Genomic DNA, 16,113 nt, shown 5'->3' on the forward strand with positions numbered 1-16,113 from the left:
GCGCACCGATGGCTTCCCCGAAACGAGGGAACGGGCCCCGTAAGGGGCGCGGGGAACTGCGCGAGCAACCACAGGAAAGCCGCGCACGCGCCTGCCGGGTCTTGCCCAGACGCGTCCGCGGCTCTTCCTCGGCTGAGCGCGCAGTTCCCCGCGCCCCTTACGGGGCGCCGAGCGCGACCCGTGAAGCCCGGCGCAGCCCGACCCCGCCGACGGCCAAAGCCAGTGCCACGAGCACCGCGCTGACCCAGAGCGGCGCGCGGTAGCCGAACCCCGCGGAGATCGCGAGCCCGCCGCACAGGGGGCCGACCGCCGCGCCCACGTTGAACGCGGCCGTCGCGAAGCCGCCCGCCAGGTTGGGCGCGCCGGACGCGGCGTAGAGCACCTGGGAGATCAACGTGGACCCGACGCCGAACGACAGCGCCCCCTGGATGAGGACGAGGGCGACGGTCGCCACCGGGTGCGCCGCGGTCAGTGCGAACAGGGCCCATCCGGCGAGGAGCGCGAGCGAGCCGAACACCAGGAGCGGCACGGGCCGTACGTCGGCGATGCGGCCGCCGACGGCGACGCCGACGAACGACCCGATGCCGAAGAGCGCGAGGATCACGGGCACCCCGCCGGAGCCGAGCCCGGTGACGTCGGTGACCAGCGGCGCCAGGTAGGTGAAGGCGCAGAACGTCGCGCCGTTCACCAGCGCGCCGAGCAGCAGGGTCACCAGGAGCCGTGGACCGCGCAGCACGCGCAGCTCGCCGAGGACGCTCGGCCCCGTGACGTCGGCGCCGCCCGCGGGCACGGCCCGCGCGATGGCGAACACGGCGGGCACCGAGATCAGGGCCACCGCCCAGAACGCCGAGCGCCAGCCCCACACTTCGCCGAGCAGGGCGCCCGCGGGCACGCCCGCGACACAGGCGATCGTCACGCCGCCGAGCAGCGCCGACGTGGCACGGCCCTTGGCATCGGGTTCGACCATGGCCGTGGCGGTCACCAAAGCGACCGCGAGGAAACCGGCGTTGGCGAGGGCGCCGACGACGCGGGTCACGAGCAGCACCGCGAAGCTCGTGGTGAGCGCCCCGACGATGTGCACGGCGAGGAAGGTGAGCAGAAAGCACAGGAGCGCGCTCCTGCGCGAGAAGCGGCGGCTCAGGACGGCCATCAGCGGCGCGCCGACGACCATTCCCACGGCGAACGCCGAGGTCAGATGACCGGCCACCGGGATGGACACGTCCAGGTCCCGCGCGATGTCCGACACGAGTCCGGACAGCATGAATTCGGAGGTGCCTTGCGCGAACACGGCAAGTCCGAGGAGGTAGAGGGCAAAGGGCACAGCGAAACTCCGCAACCACGGTGTGGATCAAGAAGATCAGGACACGGGAGCGGTGGTCCGGCGGTGGCGGTGCGAGGGGTCGCGGACGGCTGGGAGCGGCTGCGGGAAGGCAGCGGAGAGCGTCAGCGCGAGAGCACGGGAAGCCACCGGACGACCGGTGGCGGGAGTCTGTCGGACTCGGGGCTTGACATGGTGCGCACCTTAATCAGCGGATGCGCACCACGTCCAACCGATTAACGCTCTCGCTCGCCCTGACGCTCCTTGCCCGCCGCGTCCTCGGCCGCGCCCTCTGCGTCGTACGTCGAGGTGCCCGAATCCAGCAGGGGCTCCTGGGACTTGAGGTGCGGCGGAGCGAACGCCCGCAGGACGTGGTAGCCGGTGATGACGACGATCGTGCCGAGCGCGATGCCGCTCAGCTGGAAGGTGTCGGTGAACTTCAGCGAGACCCCGCCGACGCCGATGATGATGCCCGCGGCCGCGGGGACCAGGTTCAGCGGGTTGCGCAGATCCACCTTGGCGTTGATCCAGATCTGGGCGCCGAGCAGGCCGATCATGCCGTAGAGGATGACGGTGATGCCGCCGAGTACGCCGCCGGGGATCGCGGCCACGACCGCGCCGAACTTGGGGCAGAGGCCGAAGAGCAGCGCGAAGCAGGCCGCCGCCCAGTACGCGGCCGTCGAGTAGACGCGGGTCGCCGCCATCACGCCGATGTTCTCGGAGTACGTGGTGTTGGGCGGGCCGCCGACCGCGGTGGAGAGGACGGAGGCGGCGCCGTCGGCGGAGATCGCGGTGCCGAGCTTGTCGTCGAGGTTGTCGCCGGTCATCTCTCCGACGGCCTTCACGTGGCCCGCGTTCTCCGCGATCAGCGCGATGACGACGGGCAGCGCGACGAGGATCGCCGACCACTCGAAGCTCGGGCCGTGGAAGGACGGCAGGCCGATCCAGTCGGCGTTGCCGACGGCGGAGAGGTCCAGGCGCCAGTGGTCGACGACCTTGCCCGACGCGTCCGCCGAGTGGATCTTGCCGAAGACTTGGTCGAAGACCCAGGAGATGGCGTAACCGAAGATCAGCCCGAGGAAGATCGCGATGCGCGACCAGAAGCCGCGCAGGCACACCACGGCCAAACCGGTGAACAGCATGACCAGGAGCGCCGTCCACTGGTCCTGCGGCCAGTACGTCGACGCGGTGACCGGCGCGAGGTTGAAGCCGATCAGCATGACGACCGCGCCGGTGACGATCGGCGGCATCGCGGCGTGGATGATCCGCGCCCCGAACTTCTGTACCGCGAGACCTACCAGGAACAGCGCGGCGCCGACCACGAGCACCGCGCCGGTCACCGTCGCGCTGGAGCCGCCCTGCGCGCGGATGACCGCGGCGACGCCCACGAAGGAGAGCGAGCAGCCCAGGTAGCTGGGCACCCGGCCGCGGGTGGCGAGCAGGAAGATGGCGGTGGCGACACCGGACATCATGATCGCGAGGTTCGGGTCCAGACCCATCAGGACGGGCGCCACGAAGGACGCGCCGAACATGGCGACCACGTGCTGGGCGCCGAGCCCGAAGGTGCGCGGCCAGGAGAGCCGCTCGTCGGGACGGACGACGGCTCCGGGCGCGGGGGTGCGCCCGTCGCCGTGCAGTTTCCAGCGCACGCCGAGATCCATGGTGAGTAAGTCGCTTTCTGTGCGCCGAACCGGGCCCGGTCCTGATGGCCGGAAATGATCGACGCCATGTTAATGCGACGTAAGTACGGCTTCTCTCCGGTGCGGGGCGTCCGTCCGCAAGTCGGGACGGACGCCCCGCCGGGTCAGGACCTCGGTCCGTGCGCCGCCGCGTCCGCGGGCGCGGACTGCGCCGCCTTGCGGCCGCCCGTGCGCAGGACGCCCGCGAAGACCGTGAGGCCGCAGGCGAGCAGGGTCACCAGGCCGAAGGAGGTCACGAGGCTGGTGGCCTGCGCCAGGGCGCCGATCGCCGAAGGGGCGATCAGACTGGAGGTGTACGTGATGGTGGCGACGCCCGCGATGGCCTGGCTGGGGTTGGGGCCGCTGTGCCCGGCCGCGGCGAAGGCGAGCGGCACCACGACCGCGATGCCGAGGCCCATCAGCGCGAAGCCGCCCATGGCCATCGCCGGATGCGAGGCGAGGACCACGAGGAGACCGCCGACCGCCGCGAGGACGCCGCCGGCCCGCACCGTGCGCACCGCGCCGAACCGGTTCACCACCGCGTCGCCCACGAGCCGCGCGATCGCCATGGTGAGGGTGAAGCCGGTGGTGGACGCGGCGGCGACACCGGCAGAGGTGTCCAGGACGTCCCGCAGGTAGACGGCCGACCAGTCCAGGCTCGCGCCCTCGGCGAAGACCGCGCAGAAGCCGACCGCGCCGATCAGCAGCGCCGACTTGGGCGGCAGCGAGAACCGCGGCGGCGCCTCCTCCTCGGGCTCCGCCTGGAGGTCGAGGACGCCCTGGCAGACGGTGAGGCCGAGCGCGGTGAGCGCCGCGGCGGCGAGTGCGTGGTGCAGGCGGGCGTCCGAGCCCAGGTGGGCGGCGACCGTACCGGCCGCGGAGCCGATCAGGGCGCCGACGCTCCACATGCCGTGCAGGCCCGACATGATCGACTTCCCCATGCGGGTCTCGGTCTCGACGCCGATCGCGTTCATCGTCACGTCCGACATGCCCGATGTCGCGCCGTACACGAAGAGCGCCAGACAGAGCGTCGGCAGGTTCGGCGCGAGCGAGGGCAGGATCAGGGCGAGCGTCCACATCGCGAGCAGTCCGCGCAGCGCGGTGCGGGCGCCGAACCGGTGGCTGATGCGGCTCGCGAACGGCATCGCGACGGAGGCGCCGATCGCCGGGAAGGCGAGGGCGAGGCCGAGCATGCCCGCGCTGACGTCGGCGTGATCCTGGATCCAGGGCACCCGGGTCGCGAAGGATCCCGCGACCGCGCCGTGCACACAGAACACCGTCGCCACGGCGATCCGCGCCCGTTTCAACCGGTGCTTGTCGTAGACCACTTCACTCATGTCATTCCGCCCCTCCCGAGTGCTGCCGCGGTACGGCGACGTAAACTATCAGGAACCCTGCCTGATAAATAGAAGAGATTCTGTGGGAGGATCCGGACATGCCCGTCTCGCCCGCATCGCCGAGTACCGCTCGGGCCATCAACGACCGGCTCGCGCTGGGTCTCCTGCAGAGCGAGGGGCCGCTGACCGCCACCCAGTTGAAGCAGCTCACCGGCCTCTCGCGGCCCTCCGTCGCCGATCTCGTCGAGCGGCTCCAGGGCTGCGGGCTCATCGCCGTCGTCGGGGAGGCGGGTGCCAGCCGGCGCGGCCCGAACGCCCGGCTCTACGGGATCGTCGCGGACCGGGCCCACCTCGCGGCGCTCGACGTGCGCACCGAGAGCGTCTCCGTCGTCGTCACCGATCTGCTCGGCGCGGTGCTCGCCGAGGCCTCCGCGGCCATCGGCGGCGACACCGACGCCGCCGTCGAGGGCGCTCTCGCCCTCGTCGAACGCACCGCGAAGGAGGGCGGCGTCGAGCGCCTGCACACCCTCGGCATCGGCGCGCCGGGGCTCATCGACCCCGCCACCGGCGAACTGCACGACACGACCTCGCTGCCCGCCTGGCACCGGCGCCTCGCCGGTGCCCTCCAGGAGCGGTTCGGCGCGCACGTCCTGGTGGAGAACGAGAGCAACCTCGCGGCCCGCGCCGAACAGCGCGACGGCGCCGCGCGCGACAGGGACACCTTCGTGCTGCTCTGGCTCGGCGACGGCGTCGGCGCCGCCGTCGTACTCGACGGGGTGGTGCGCAGGGGTGCGTCGGGCGGCGCGGGCGAGATCGGCTTCCTGCCCGTGCCCGGCACGGGACACCTGCCGTCCGCCACCGGCTGCGAGGGCGGCTTCCACTCGCTGGCCTGCGCCGACGCGCTCCGCGAACTCGGCGCGGAGCACGGGCTCCTGAAGCCGGACATGACCGCGGCCGACGTGGTGCGGTACGCGGTGGAGGCCGACGAGGGCGCCTTCCTGGACGCCGCCGCCGACCGGATCGCTATCGGCGTCGCCGCGATGGCCGCGCTTCTCGATCCCGGCTGTGTCGTCCTCGGCGGCGAGACGGGTCGCGCGGGGGGCGCCGCGCTGGCTGATCGGGTCACGGCTCGCGTCGGGGCGATGTCTCCCTTGCGTACGGAGGTTCGCGCCAGTGCGTTGGGGGGATCCGCGGTGCTGCGGGGGGCGTTGTTCGCTGCGCTGGATGCGGCGCAGGATGAGCTTTTCGGGGGGCGGGGTCGCTGACCGCTGTTGCCTGCGGGTGCGGTGTGGCTGATCGCGCAGTTCCCCGCGCCCCTTCCGGGGCCCGTTTGGCTGCGCCGTCAGGAACATGCTGTTGCCTGCGGGTGCGTTGTGGCTGGTCGCGCGGTTCCCCGCGCCCCTGGTGGGGCCCGGCGGCGGGGCAAGGGCGCGTCAACCCGCCGCCGGGCGGTGTGGTGGGGCAGGCGTCAGCAGGTGCCCAGGTCCTGCCAGACTCCCCATTCTCCGGTGGTGCCGGGCTTGTCGCCCTTCGTCCACCACTTGGCCTTCCAGGTGTGTCCCGCGTGCGAGACGACCGTTCCCGTGCCGTACTCGGACGTCGCGCTCCAGGCGGCGGGCGTGCACGTGCCGGGCGGGTCGGTCGGTCCCGGCGGGTCCGTGGGGCCAGGACCCGTGCCCGGCTCGACGACCGTGGTGCCGCGTGCCAGGTCACCGGCGAGCGCGTACGTCGTGCCGCCGATGTTCACCGTCCAGTTCGACGGGGTCGACACCGGCAGGTAGTAGTTGAACGACAGGTCGACGGAGGCGCCGGGGGCCAGCGTCTGCCAGGCGGGGAGCTTCAGCGAGACGCGGTGGAAGTCGCCCTTGAGGCCACCGGCGTTGCTGCCGGTGTGGCCGCTGCTGATCACCTTCGTGCCGAAGCCCGACTGGTCGGAGGCGTTGCCGGGGGCGGAGGTCGCGTAGTCGAACTGGAACTCCGTGCCGCCGGGCAGCGTCGCCTTGGTGTTGTTGGTGATCTTCAGCTTGGGCGTGATCGGGTAGTTGGAGTCGCCGAGCTTGAAGTCGCCGAACTGGACGCCGATGTCGACGGCCTTGGCGGGCAGGTCCTGGCCCGCGACCTTCGCGCCGTACGGAGCGGCCGCCTTGAACTTGTCGTACATCGCGGTCGTGAGCGTGTCACCGATCTCGTACTGACCCTTGGCGGAGTTGAACTTGTAGTCGCCCGCGAGCTCCCACACCATCGTGCCGCCGATGCCCTTGTCGACCACGTAGTCGGCCTTGGCCTTCACGGACTGCTCGTCCTCAGTGGACAGGAAGACCTTCTTGTCGGCGTTCCAGAGCCAGGGCGCGACCAGGGTGGAGTCGTACTTGCGGGCGTAGGTGCCGGTCAGCTTGGTGTCGGCGGGGAAGCCGTACTTGGTGACGTAGTCGCCGACGACGCCCTTCTCCAGGTTCTTGGCGTGCCACATCGGGTTCGACCCTGCCGGTGATTCCTTGCCGTTGGCGTCCTTGTCGTGCCACAAGTTGTCGATGCCGACGGCGCCGTCACCGCACTTGGTGAGCCCGGCCCCGGCCGGACAGTTCGTGGTGGCCGCCTTGCCCCAGAGCCCGTCCGTACCGCCCTGCACGTTCTTGAAGCCCCGGGTGTAGTACGGCAGTCCGATGTTGATGCGTCCCGCGGGCATCGAGCCGCGGAAGTAGTGGTAGGCCCAGTCGGTGTTGAGGTAGCCGATCCCGCCGTACTGCTGGCTGCCGTACACGCCCGCCGCCGCGAGCTCGGCGTCCTTGCCGTCGTCGTAGAGCGAGGCGTTGGGGCCCACGTACTCGTTCCAGGCGCCGTGCAGGTCGTACGACATGATGTTGACGTAGTCCAGGTACTTCTGGACCTGGAAGGTCTCCATGCCGCGCAGCAGATAGCCGGAGGAGGGGGCCGCGACGGTCAGCATGTAGTGCTTGCCGTCGGCCGCGCCCGCGCGGTCGAGCTTCTCGCGCAGGGACTTCATCAGCGCGGCGTAGCCCTTGACCAGGCCCGCGCGGCGGCCGTTGGAGAGCTGCCAGTCGAGCGGGTTGCCCGAGTCCTTCATCGTCGTCGGGTACTCGTAGTCGATGTCGACGCCGTTGAAGCCGTACTTCTTGATGAACGCGACGGTGGAGTCGGCGAACGTGTCGATGCCCGCCTGGTTCACCGAGCCGTCCGCGTTGGTGGCCATCGAGTAGAAGCCGCCGGAGTCCACGCGCTTGCCGTCGTCGCCGAAGTAGCCGCCGGTCTCGGCCCAACCGCCCACCGAGACCAGGGTCTTGACGTCCGGGTGCTGCTTCTTGAACTTGTTCAGGAGGTTGAAGTGGCCCTTGTAGGAGTACGAGGGGTCCATCTCCGCGCCCGCGACGCCCGGCCACGTCATGCCGGTGGCGGGGTTCTTCTCGCCGTCGGAGCCGACGGACAGCTTGTTGTCCTTGTCGACGTGCGCGAAGGCGTAGTTGAGGTGGGTGACCTTGTCCCACGGGATGTCGGAGGCCAGATAGGCGGGCTCGCCGTTCTTGCCGGTGCGCCATCCCGTGAAGTAGCCGATGACGCGCCGCTGGTGGTCGGCGCCCATCTTCTCGCGGCCCGCGCTGTCGTAGACGGAACAGTAGGGAACGTCGACGCCTGGCGTCTTGTACAGGCCGTCGGGTCTGCAGGACTCGTTGTCGGCGGCGTGGGACGTACTCGCGGTGAAGCCGCTCAGGAGCAGTCCGGCGACGGCGGCGCCGGTGGCGAGGAGCGTGGTCCGGGATCGTACGAGGGGCACGTCGGTTCCTCCTGGGGAGGCTCGGTGCCGCGCGGGGGCGCGGCGGGGCGAACAAGGGTGGCGGCCCCTGGTGTGCGCACACCGGGCGGGCCTCTCCTGGGAGTGACGCAGACGTTAAGAGGACTAGACCAGAGCGTCAATAGGTATGGACCAATTGAAGTGTGCTTCTTCGGCCTCCGCCGGGCCGAGCGCTCTGGCGGGCACTCGTGCGCCACCCGCCACCGGCCGACTTTTAGAGGTGCCTAAGTGCGGTGCGCGATGGTGATCGGGCGGCAAGGACCGGACGTTCCCCCGATTCTTCGGGCCGTGCCGCAGCTACCCCCGCCGCCTGGGCAGCCGCCCTGGCAGCGGGGGTAGCTGTCGTTGTAGTCGCCGTACTGGAAGAGAGGCCTGAGGCCATGACAGCGCGCACAGAGACGAAGACGCCCGGAGGCAAGAGCGCGACCGGCGTGCCCGTCGCCCTCCAGCGACGGCACACCCTTCATTTCCTGCGTGAGATCCGCTCCTTCTCGCCGGTCTTCCTCGACACCGAGGTGGACATGGCGAGGGTCGTGCAACACCGCGCTGCCGCGCTGGAGTCCGGGCAGAAGTACTCCCTGCTCACCTATGTCCTGCACGCCTCCGCGCGGACCATGGCGGCCCACCCCGAGGCGAACGCCGGAATCCGGGGGCGGCTGCGGCCGAGGGTCGCGCGCTTCGGCTCGGCCAACGCGAAGGTGACACTGGACAAGGCGATGGGCGGGCAGCGGATCGTGCTCTCCACCGTGCTGCCCGGCCTGGAGTCCAAGGAACTCCTGGACATCCAGAAGCAGTTGGAGCACTTCCGGGACGGCGATCCGGAGACGATGCCGGAGTTCGCCGGGGTGCGCAAGCTCCAGCAGCTTCCGGTTCCGGTGGGACGCGCGCTGTTCCGGCGTGCCGTGCGGCCGCTGCATCAGCGGCCGTACCTCATGGGCACCTACGCGGTGACATCGCTCGGGCACCGGCCCGTCGACGGCTTCCACTCCGTGGGTGGCACCACCGTCACCTTGGGCGTGGGGCGGGTGACGGATCGACCTGTCGCCCGCCACGGCAAGGTGGAGATCGCCCCGGTGATGCGCCTCAACCTGGCCTTCGACCACCGGGTCATCGACGGCGCCGAGGCCGCGGACATCCTGGCGGACATGAAGGAGGGCCTGGAGTCGTTCAGCGGCTGAGGCCCGCCAGGGTCGTCCGGACAATCCTGGCGATCGTCTCCCGGTGGTCGTTGAGGTAGAAGTGGCCGCCGGGAAACGTCCGGAGCGTGAAGCCGCCGCGGCTGTGCCGTCGCCAGGCCGCGGCTTCCTCCGCGGTCACCTTGCTGTCGCCGGCACCGGTGAGCACCGTGACCGGGCACGAGACCACGGCGTCCGGACCGCCGCGGTACGTCTCGATGGCCTTGTAGTCGCTGCGCACCATGGGCAGCACCATGTCGAGGATCTCCGGGTCCCGAAGCAGCTTCATGTCGGTGCCGCCCTGCGCGGCGAGTTCGGCGACCAGAGCGTCGTCGCCCTGTGTGTGGACGAGCTCGGTACGGAAGTGCGACGGTGCCCGCCGCCCCGACACGAAGAGCGCTGTCGCGGGCGTACCGAGCCGTTCCTCCATGCGTACCGCGACCTCGAAGGCGAGCGTCGCGCCCATGCTGTGCCCGAAGAGCGCCAGTGGGCGGTCCCGCCACTCCTTGAGTACGTCGAAGAGGGCGTCGGCGAGTTCGGGGACACTCTCCAGACAAGGCTCCCGCCTACGGTCCTGGCGGCCCGGGTACTGCACGGCGAAGGTGCTGACGTGTGGTGCGAGGGAGGCCGAGAACGGATGGAAGAAGCTCGCGCTGCCTCCCGCGTGCGGGAGCCATACCAGGCGTACGCCGTCGTCGGTCGCGTCGTGGAAACGGCGGATCCACGCTTCCAGGCCGGGAGAGGTCTGCGCCATGGGATTCATGCGGGACACGGTCCCAACGCGCTCTAAATCCAGGCCAAAAGTCGCGGCGGCGCGCGCCGGTTCAGGGACGCCGGGTCAGTGGAACGACAGCGTCAGCATGTAGTCGGACAGGGCGTTGATGATCTCTTTGGGGCGCTCCTGGAAGTAGCCGCGGCCGCCGTGCAACAGGTGCAGGTCGAAGCGGTTGGCGCCGTGCCGCGCCCAGGCCGCCGCCTCGTCGTACGTGGTGCGCGGATCGGTGTCGCCGAGGAACACCCCGATGGGGCAGGCGAGTACGGGGCCAGGACCGCCGGTTCGGCATGATGGTGCGGGCTGCGAGGAGACGACGAGGGCGGCGACCTCCGCCATCGCCCGTTCCGCGGGCAGGGGGGTCATTTCGAGGCGGTGCGCCACCTCGTAGGCCATCCAGGCGCCGAAGCCCTGACCGAAGAGCACGGTTGGTCCTTCGATGTGGGTGGCCAGATCGTCGCAGATGCTGTCGGCCACCGCGGCCAGCTGTTCGGAGTCGTGTTCCGCGGTCGCTTCGAGATGCCGCGGGTACCGCACGAACAGCACCTCCGTGGAGGGCGCGAGTTCCAGGATCCCCTGCTCGCAGTCCGACATCGGCTGATCCGCGGGTGGGAAGTAGGCCAGCTGAAAGGTCCTGAGCGGCATGAGGGCGTGGCGATGTACCCACGTGGACCGGTTGTTGAGCACGGCATTCCTCGTGTGATGGGGGTTCGGGCGGGCCCGCTCTCATTCCCCCGTAGCCGAGCGCGGCCATGGCCATCCTGTCACCCGTGGTCGGGCCTTCCGGCGCATGAGTGTCTCTAGAGGCTGAAAACGACTCATAGGCCCCTGTGGCCCGAATCCGTCAGGATGGCTTAAGAACGCCTTGGCATTCTGCTGCCCGGGCGCCACCCGGTGCCCCTCCCCTGACGGATGAGGGCTCGCGTGGTTCAGCAGGAAGCCGCAGGCTGCCGCGCCCGGGACCGGTCAGCCCGGCCAGGGGCCCTGGAGCGTCGGCAACAGCAGGTCGAAGTGCTCCTCGATCGTGCGCGCGATCGTGTCGAGGTCGGCTTCCTCCTCAAGTCCCCAGCATTGGCTGGCAACCCGCGTTACCGAGCTGAAGACGGCGACCACCAGCTTGGGGCGTGGGTCGGTGGGGAACTCGACGGCCTCGCGGCGCGCGATCTCGCGGGCGAGCCGCTCCTCGAAGACCATCGCGCGCCTCGTGTGAGCGGCCGACAGGCCCGGGGCCGTCTCGACGAGGTGCAGGATGCGGGCGAGCGTGTTGACCCCGCTGACTCGTTCGGTCTGCTCCCGCACCTGCGTCCAGGTCTCCCGCACGGCACCCCGCAGCGCCTCGAGGGGTGGCTCCTGCGCGGGGCGTTCGGAGAGCGCCACGAGGACCCGTTCGTCGATCTCGGTGACCAGCGCGAGGGCGACGTCCTCCTTGCCGGCGAAGTAGCGGAAGAACGTGCGGGCGGAGACGTTCACTGTCGAGACGATCTCGTCGACGGTCGTCTTTTCGTAACCCTGCGTGTCGAACAGTTCTATCGCGGACTGGATCAACGCGTCCCGGGTGAGCTGCTTCTTGCGTGCGCGCAAGCCGGGTGCGCCGTCATCGGGTTCCAACTTCACCTGCTGACAATCCCTTCACGCCGAGCCGGCCGGAGCTGCTCCGGCCGGGGTGTATGTGGTGGTATCCCGCGCTGTGCGCCAGGAAGTGTGACGTCACCTTAACGGCAGATTCCCCTGGCAGGAACCGACATGTGACACCTATTGACAATTGGCAGCCAGTGACATAACTTCCTCGCGAGTTCTCAACCCCCCCTGTTCACAGCCACCTTCACGATTTGACGGGAGCCGTCATGGCGCAAACAGATTCCTTAAGGGGCATAGCGGAGGCGGCTCCTCCCGAGCCGAGAAAGGGCCTGCGGGGCCACCCCTGGCTGACCCTGTTCACCGTTGGCATCGGCGCCATGATGGTGACCCTCGACGGCACGATCGTCGCCGTCGCCAACCCGGCCATCCAGGCCGACCTGAACGCCTCCCTTGAGCAGATCCAATGGATCACCAACGGCTATCTCCTGGCACTCGGCGTCTCCCTGATCACTGCGGGTAAGCTCGGCGACCGCTTCGGCCACCGCAAGACCTTCCTCGTCGGGGTCACCGGCTTCGCCGTGACGTCGGCGGCCATCGCCCTCTCCGGCAGCCCCGGACTGGTGATCGCCTTCCGCGTCCTTCAGGGTGTGTTCGGCTCACTGCTCCAGCCGGCCGCCCTCGGAATGCTGCGCGCGTCGTTCCCGGCGAAGAAACTGAACATGGCCATCGGGATCTGGGGCGCCGTCATCGGCGCTTCGATCGCGGCAGGCCCGATCGTCGGCGGCGTCCTCGTGGAGCACGTCAACTGGGAGTCAGTGTTCTACCTGAACGTTCCCGTCGGCGTTCTCGCCTTCGTCCTCGGCGTGCTGATCCTGCGCAAACCCAAGCCGCAGGCGGCCGTCGACCACGGCCGGTTCGACTTCGTCGGCGTGGTCCTGCTCTCCGTCTCGATGTTCTGCCTCATCTTCAGCCTCATCAAGGCCGACGCGTGGGGCTGGACCGGCGGCAAGACGGTCGGTCTGCTGGCTGCCGCGGTCGTCCTGGGTATCGGCTTCGCGCTGTGGGAGGCCAGGGTCAGCAGCCCGCTCATCCCGCTCAGCCTGTTCCGCTCGGTCTCGCTGTCGGCGGCCACCGTCGTCACCGTACTCATGGCCTTCGCCTTCATGGGCGGCCTGTTCTTCATCACCTTCTACCTGCAGAACGTCCATGGCATGAGCCCGGTGGACAGCGGTGTCCACCTGCTGCCGGTCACCGCGATGATGATCATCGGCTCGCCCATCGGCGGCGCGCTCATGGCGAAGTACGGCCCCAAGATCCCGCTCGCCGGCGGCATGCTGCTCTCCGGCGTCGCGATCCTCGGCCTCGCCTCGCTCGACGCCGACGCGGGCACGATGGCGATGTCCCTCTGGTTCGTCCTCCTCGGCCTCGGCCTCGCCCCCGTGATCGTCGCCTCCACCGACGTCATCGTGAGCAACGCCCCCGAGGAGCACGCCGGTATCGCCGGTGGCCTCCAGCAGGCGGCCATGCAGGTCGGCGGCAGCCTCGGCACCGCCGTCCTCGGCGCCGTCATGGCCTCCAAGGTCGGCGACACCCTGCCCGACAAGTGGCGGGAGGCCAACCTTCCGCCGGTCGACGGACAGCAGGAGGAGGCGATGAAGGACGCCGTCTCCGTCGGTCTCTCGCCCGCCCCCAAGGACGCGCCCAAGGGCCTCGTCGACACGGTCACCGGCATCGCCCACGACTGCTTCATCAGCGGCATGGGCCTGGCGTTCACCATCTCCGCGGTGATCGCGGGAGTCGGTGCCCTCCTCGCCCTGCTCACCAAGCGGGGCTCCAGCGCCACGGGCGAGACGGCTGTGCACGTCTGACCCGCAACTCCCGCCCCTGCGGAGGGGCGGGGCAAAACCGCATCGACCCGTGGGGACGGGGTGATGCGGAACGGTGCCCGACGGCCGGTACATCCCCCGGCCGGCCGCCGGGCACCAACGTCGCTGGGGGCGCGGGCAGTCCGGGCCCCCTCGGCCACCGGGGAGGGGGCGAGCCGCCATGGAAACCACACCCGCTGTCGTACTGTCGGTCGTCTCGGCGGCCTGCTATGCCCTCGGCGCCGTCCTTCAGGAACGTGTCGCCCACCGCGGAGCGGCCGGGCTCTTCACGGGACTCACCGGCTGGGCCGCACTCGCCTTGAACGGCCTGGGCGCTCTCGTCCACGTCGCCGCCCTGCGATACGGCCCCCTCACCGTCGTCCAGCCGCTCGGTGCCCTCACCGTCGCCCTCGGCGTTCCCGTGGGTGCCACCTTCGCCGGCCGGCGCGCGGACGCCAAGGAGTGGCGAGGCGTCCTGCTCACCCTGATCGGGCTGATGTGCCTGCTGCTCGTCACCACGCCGGGCGCACCGGCCAGGCCACGCACGCTGGACGCCCAGGAGACCTGCCTGCTGGCCACCGTCTGCGGCGCCGTGATCCTCGCCCTGACCGTGGCCCGCACCCCGTCCCGCGCCTGCGGCCTGCGGTACGCCATCGCCGCCGGGATCGCCTTCGCCCTCGGCTCCGCGCTCACCCAGAGCGCCTCCGTCGCGGTCACCGAGCACGGAGTCCGCGACGCCGTCGACACGCTGCTCGGCGGAGGCGGCAGCGTCCTGGCCGCCGTCCTCATCCCACCCGTAGCCCTGCTCGGCCTGTGGCTGTCCCAGATCGCCTACCGGAGCGGGCTCGGAGTGCCCCTCGTGGTCATCACCCTCGCCAACCCCGTGGTGTCCTCCCTCATCGGCATCTCGATGCTGGGAGAGGGCATCGGCGGCGGGCCCGCCGGCCTGCTGTGCGCGCTGGCCGGGGGCTCGATGGCGGTCTGCGGCGTGCGGCTGCTCAGCCCCGCCGGAGAACCACAGCGGCTTTAGAGACCCTCCCTAATCTGGCGCCACGCAGCACCGAACTTGGGAGTCCTAGTGCCTACTGAGCAAGACATCGTGGACGTCGCCGTCGTCGGGGCCGGGCCGGTCGGCCTCTGGCTGGCGCGGGAACTGACGCTGGGTGGCGTACGCGTGCGGGTCCTGGAGCGCGACACCGAACGAAGCCCGTACATCAGAGCCTTCGGCCTGCAGCCGCGCAGCCTCGAAATACTCGACATGCGGGGCCTGTTGAGCTCCGTGGTCAGCGAGCGCTCCCGCAAGCTGCCCGTCGCCAACGTGGCCGGGCTGCTGCCCTGGCTGACCCTGGCGGGACTCGACACCAGCCACCCCTACGGGCTGTCCGTGCGGCAGAACGTCGTCGAGGAGATCATCGAGGCCTCGCTCGCCGAACTGGGCGTCCTCGTCGACCGCGGCGACGCCGCCGTCGGACTCGACACCACATCGCCCGACTCCGTCGACGTGAAACTGGAGAGCGGCGACGTCGTGACGGCCCGCTACGTCGTCGGTTGCGACGGAGCGCACAGCGCGGTCCGCAAGCTCGCCGGGATCGACTTCCCCGGCAGCAGCGCCACCGCCACGTACATCCTCGCCGACGTCACGCTCGCCGAACCCCCCGAGTGGCTCGGTCAATTGGGCATCAAGCACTTCCCCGCGCCCGACGGGAGCCGCCTGGGATGGTTCATGGGCGGCACCGTGCCCGACACCGGACGGCACCGCATCATGCTCTGCGACCGGCAGTCCGCCCAGGTCGTCAAGGAAGAGCCCGTGTCGTTCGAGGAACTCCGCGAACTCCTGGTCCGCCTCACCGGCAGCGACTGCGGAGCCCACTCGCCGACCTGGCTCTCCCGCGTCGGCAACCCCGCGCGTGTCGCCGCCCAGTACCGCGCCGGGCGCGTCCTGCTCGCCGGGGACGCGGCCCACGTCCACTCGCCGTTCGGCGGGCAGGGCCTCAACACCGGCCTGCAGGACGCGACCAACCTGGGCTGGAAGCTCGCCGCCGTCGCCCGCGGCGACGCCGACGAGGAACTCCTGGACACCTACCACCACGAACGCCACCCCATCGGGAAGGCCGTCATCGCCAACACGATGGCGCAGACCACGATGGTCTTCGACTTCACCCCCGGCGGTCAGCACCTGCGCGACCTCGTCTCGCGCCTCCTGGAGATCCCGGATGTCAACAGCTACCTGGCCGGCCAGATCACGGCACTCGACTACGCCTACCCGCCGGCCGACGAGGACGCCCACCCGCTGGTGGGCGCGCGCCTGCCCAACCTGAGCCTGCGGCTCGGCGACGGCACCGGCCACCTCTACGACCACTTCCAGGACGCGGCACACATCCTGCTCAGCAGGACCGGTGCAACGGCGGACACCGGCCAACTGCCCGCCGTATCCGGCGAGGTGAAGGTCGTCCACGGCTGGCCCGACGAGCCGCGCGAGGGCTGGGACGACGCGCAGACCGTCCTGATCCGTCCCGACGGCCACATCGCGGCGGTCACGACGACGGCGTAGGACCCCGAGACAGCGGAGAGGGCCCCCGGG

Annotated in this window: 12 protein-coding genes; 5 read left to right on the forward strand and 7 right to left on the reverse strand. The window is 70.4% G+C overall.

Annotated features, from left to right (window positions below):
- Positions 1-157: 157 nt before the first annotated feature.
- The 3 genes from CP970_RS36505 to CP970_RS36515 all read right to left on the reverse strand — a co-directional run bounded on the left by CP970_RS36505 (position 158) and on the right by CP970_RS36515 (position 4,334).
- Entirely contained in the window at positions 158-1,321 is a 1,164-nt protein-coding gene (locus CP970_RS36505; RefSeq protein ID WP_055549010.1) for a Cmx/CmrA family chloramphenicol efflux MFS transporter, read from the reverse strand.
- Positions 1,322-1,554: 233 nt separating this feature from the next.
- A complete protein-coding gene (locus CP970_RS36510) occupies positions 1,555-2,979 on the reverse strand; it encodes a uracil-xanthine permease family protein (RefSeq protein WP_055549007.1) in 1,425 nt (474 codons plus the stop codon).
- A 143-nt stretch (positions 2,980-3,122) separates the two neighbouring features.
- The gene (locus CP970_RS36515; RefSeq protein WP_055549005.1) at positions 3,123-4,334 is read right to left on the reverse strand and encodes an MFS transporter; all 1,212 of its coding nucleotides are present in this window, start codon (positions 4,332-4,334) and stop codon (positions 3,123-3,125) included.
- 98 nt (positions 4,335-4,432) lie between these two features.
- On the opposite strand from CP970_RS36515, the gene CP970_RS36520 reads away from it, so the two are divergent.
- Positions 4,433-5,599 carry an ROK family transcriptional regulator gene (locus CP970_RS36520; protein WP_055549004.1) on the forward strand — a complete coding sequence of 389 codons (1,167 nt, stop codon included), beginning with the start codon at positions 4,433-4,435 and terminating at the stop codon, positions 5,597-5,599.
- Between the two features lie 203 nt (positions 5,600-5,802).
- On the opposite strand, the gene CP970_RS36525 is transcribed toward CP970_RS36520, so the two are convergent.
- Positions 5,803-8,124, reverse strand: coding sequence for a chitinase C-terminal domain-containing protein (locus CP970_RS36525; RefSeq protein ID WP_055549002.1), 2,322 nt, complete (start codon positions 8,122-8,124; stop codon positions 5,803-5,805).
- 398 nt (positions 8,125-8,522) lie between these two features.
- Between CP970_RS36525 and CP970_RS36530 the strand changes: the two genes are divergently transcribed.
- Positions 8,523-9,320, forward strand: a complete 798-nt coding sequence (locus CP970_RS36530; RefSeq protein ID WP_055549000.1) for a 2-oxo acid dehydrogenase subunit E2 — start codon at positions 8,523-8,525, stop codon at positions 9,318-9,320.
- Here the strand turns inward: CP970_RS36530 and CP970_RS36535 are convergent.
- The 3 genes from CP970_RS36535 to CP970_RS36545 all read right to left on the reverse strand — a co-directional run bounded on the left by CP970_RS36535 (position 9,310) and on the right by CP970_RS36545 (position 11,703).
- The gene (locus CP970_RS36535; protein WP_107098968.1) at positions 9,310-10,080 is read right to left on the reverse strand and encodes a thioesterase II family protein; all 771 of its coding nucleotides are present in this window, start codon (positions 10,078-10,080) and stop codon (positions 9,310-9,312) included. The genes CP970_RS36530 and CP970_RS36535 overlap by 11 nt on opposite strands.
- A 75-nt stretch (positions 10,081-10,155) precedes the next feature.
- Positions 10,156-10,683 carry a thioesterase II family protein gene (locus CP970_RS36540; RefSeq protein ID WP_157877725.1) on the reverse strand — a complete coding sequence of 176 codons (528 nt, stop codon included), beginning with the start codon at positions 10,681-10,683 and terminating at the stop codon, positions 10,156-10,158.
- 372 nt (positions 10,684-11,055) lie between these two features.
- Positions 11,056-11,703, reverse strand: a complete 648-nt coding sequence (locus CP970_RS36545; protein WP_055548995.1) for a TetR/AcrR family transcriptional regulator — start codon at positions 11,701-11,703, stop codon at positions 11,056-11,058.
- A gap of 230 nt (positions 11,704-11,933) precedes the next feature.
- Here CP970_RS36545 and CP970_RS36550 point away from each other — a divergent pair, with 230 nt between their 5' ends.
- The 3 genes from CP970_RS36550 to CP970_RS36560 all read left to right on the forward strand — a co-directional run bounded on the left by CP970_RS36550 (position 11,934) and on the right by CP970_RS36560 (position 16,083).
- Positions 11,934-13,535, forward strand: coding sequence for an MFS transporter (locus CP970_RS36550; RefSeq protein WP_055548994.1), 1,602 nt, complete (start codon positions 11,934-11,936; stop codon positions 13,533-13,535).
- Positions 13,536-13,713: 178 nt separating this feature from the next.
- Complete coding sequence (locus CP970_RS36555; protein ID WP_055548992.1) at positions 13,714-14,562, forward strand: DMT family protein; 849 nt, start codon at positions 13,714-13,716, stop codon at positions 14,560-14,562.
- A gap of 48 nt (positions 14,563-14,610) precedes the next feature.
- Positions 14,611-16,083, forward strand: a complete 1,473-nt coding sequence (locus CP970_RS36560; RefSeq protein ID WP_063806120.1) for an FAD-dependent monooxygenase — start codon at positions 14,611-14,613, stop codon at positions 16,081-16,083.
- The last annotated feature ends 30 nt before the right edge of the window (positions 16,084-16,113 follow it).

Source organism: Streptomyces kanamyceticus, from assembly GCF_008704495.1.
Classification (GTDB): Bacteria; Actinomycetota; Actinomycetes; order Streptomycetales; family Streptomycetaceae; genus Streptomyces; species Streptomyces kanamyceticus.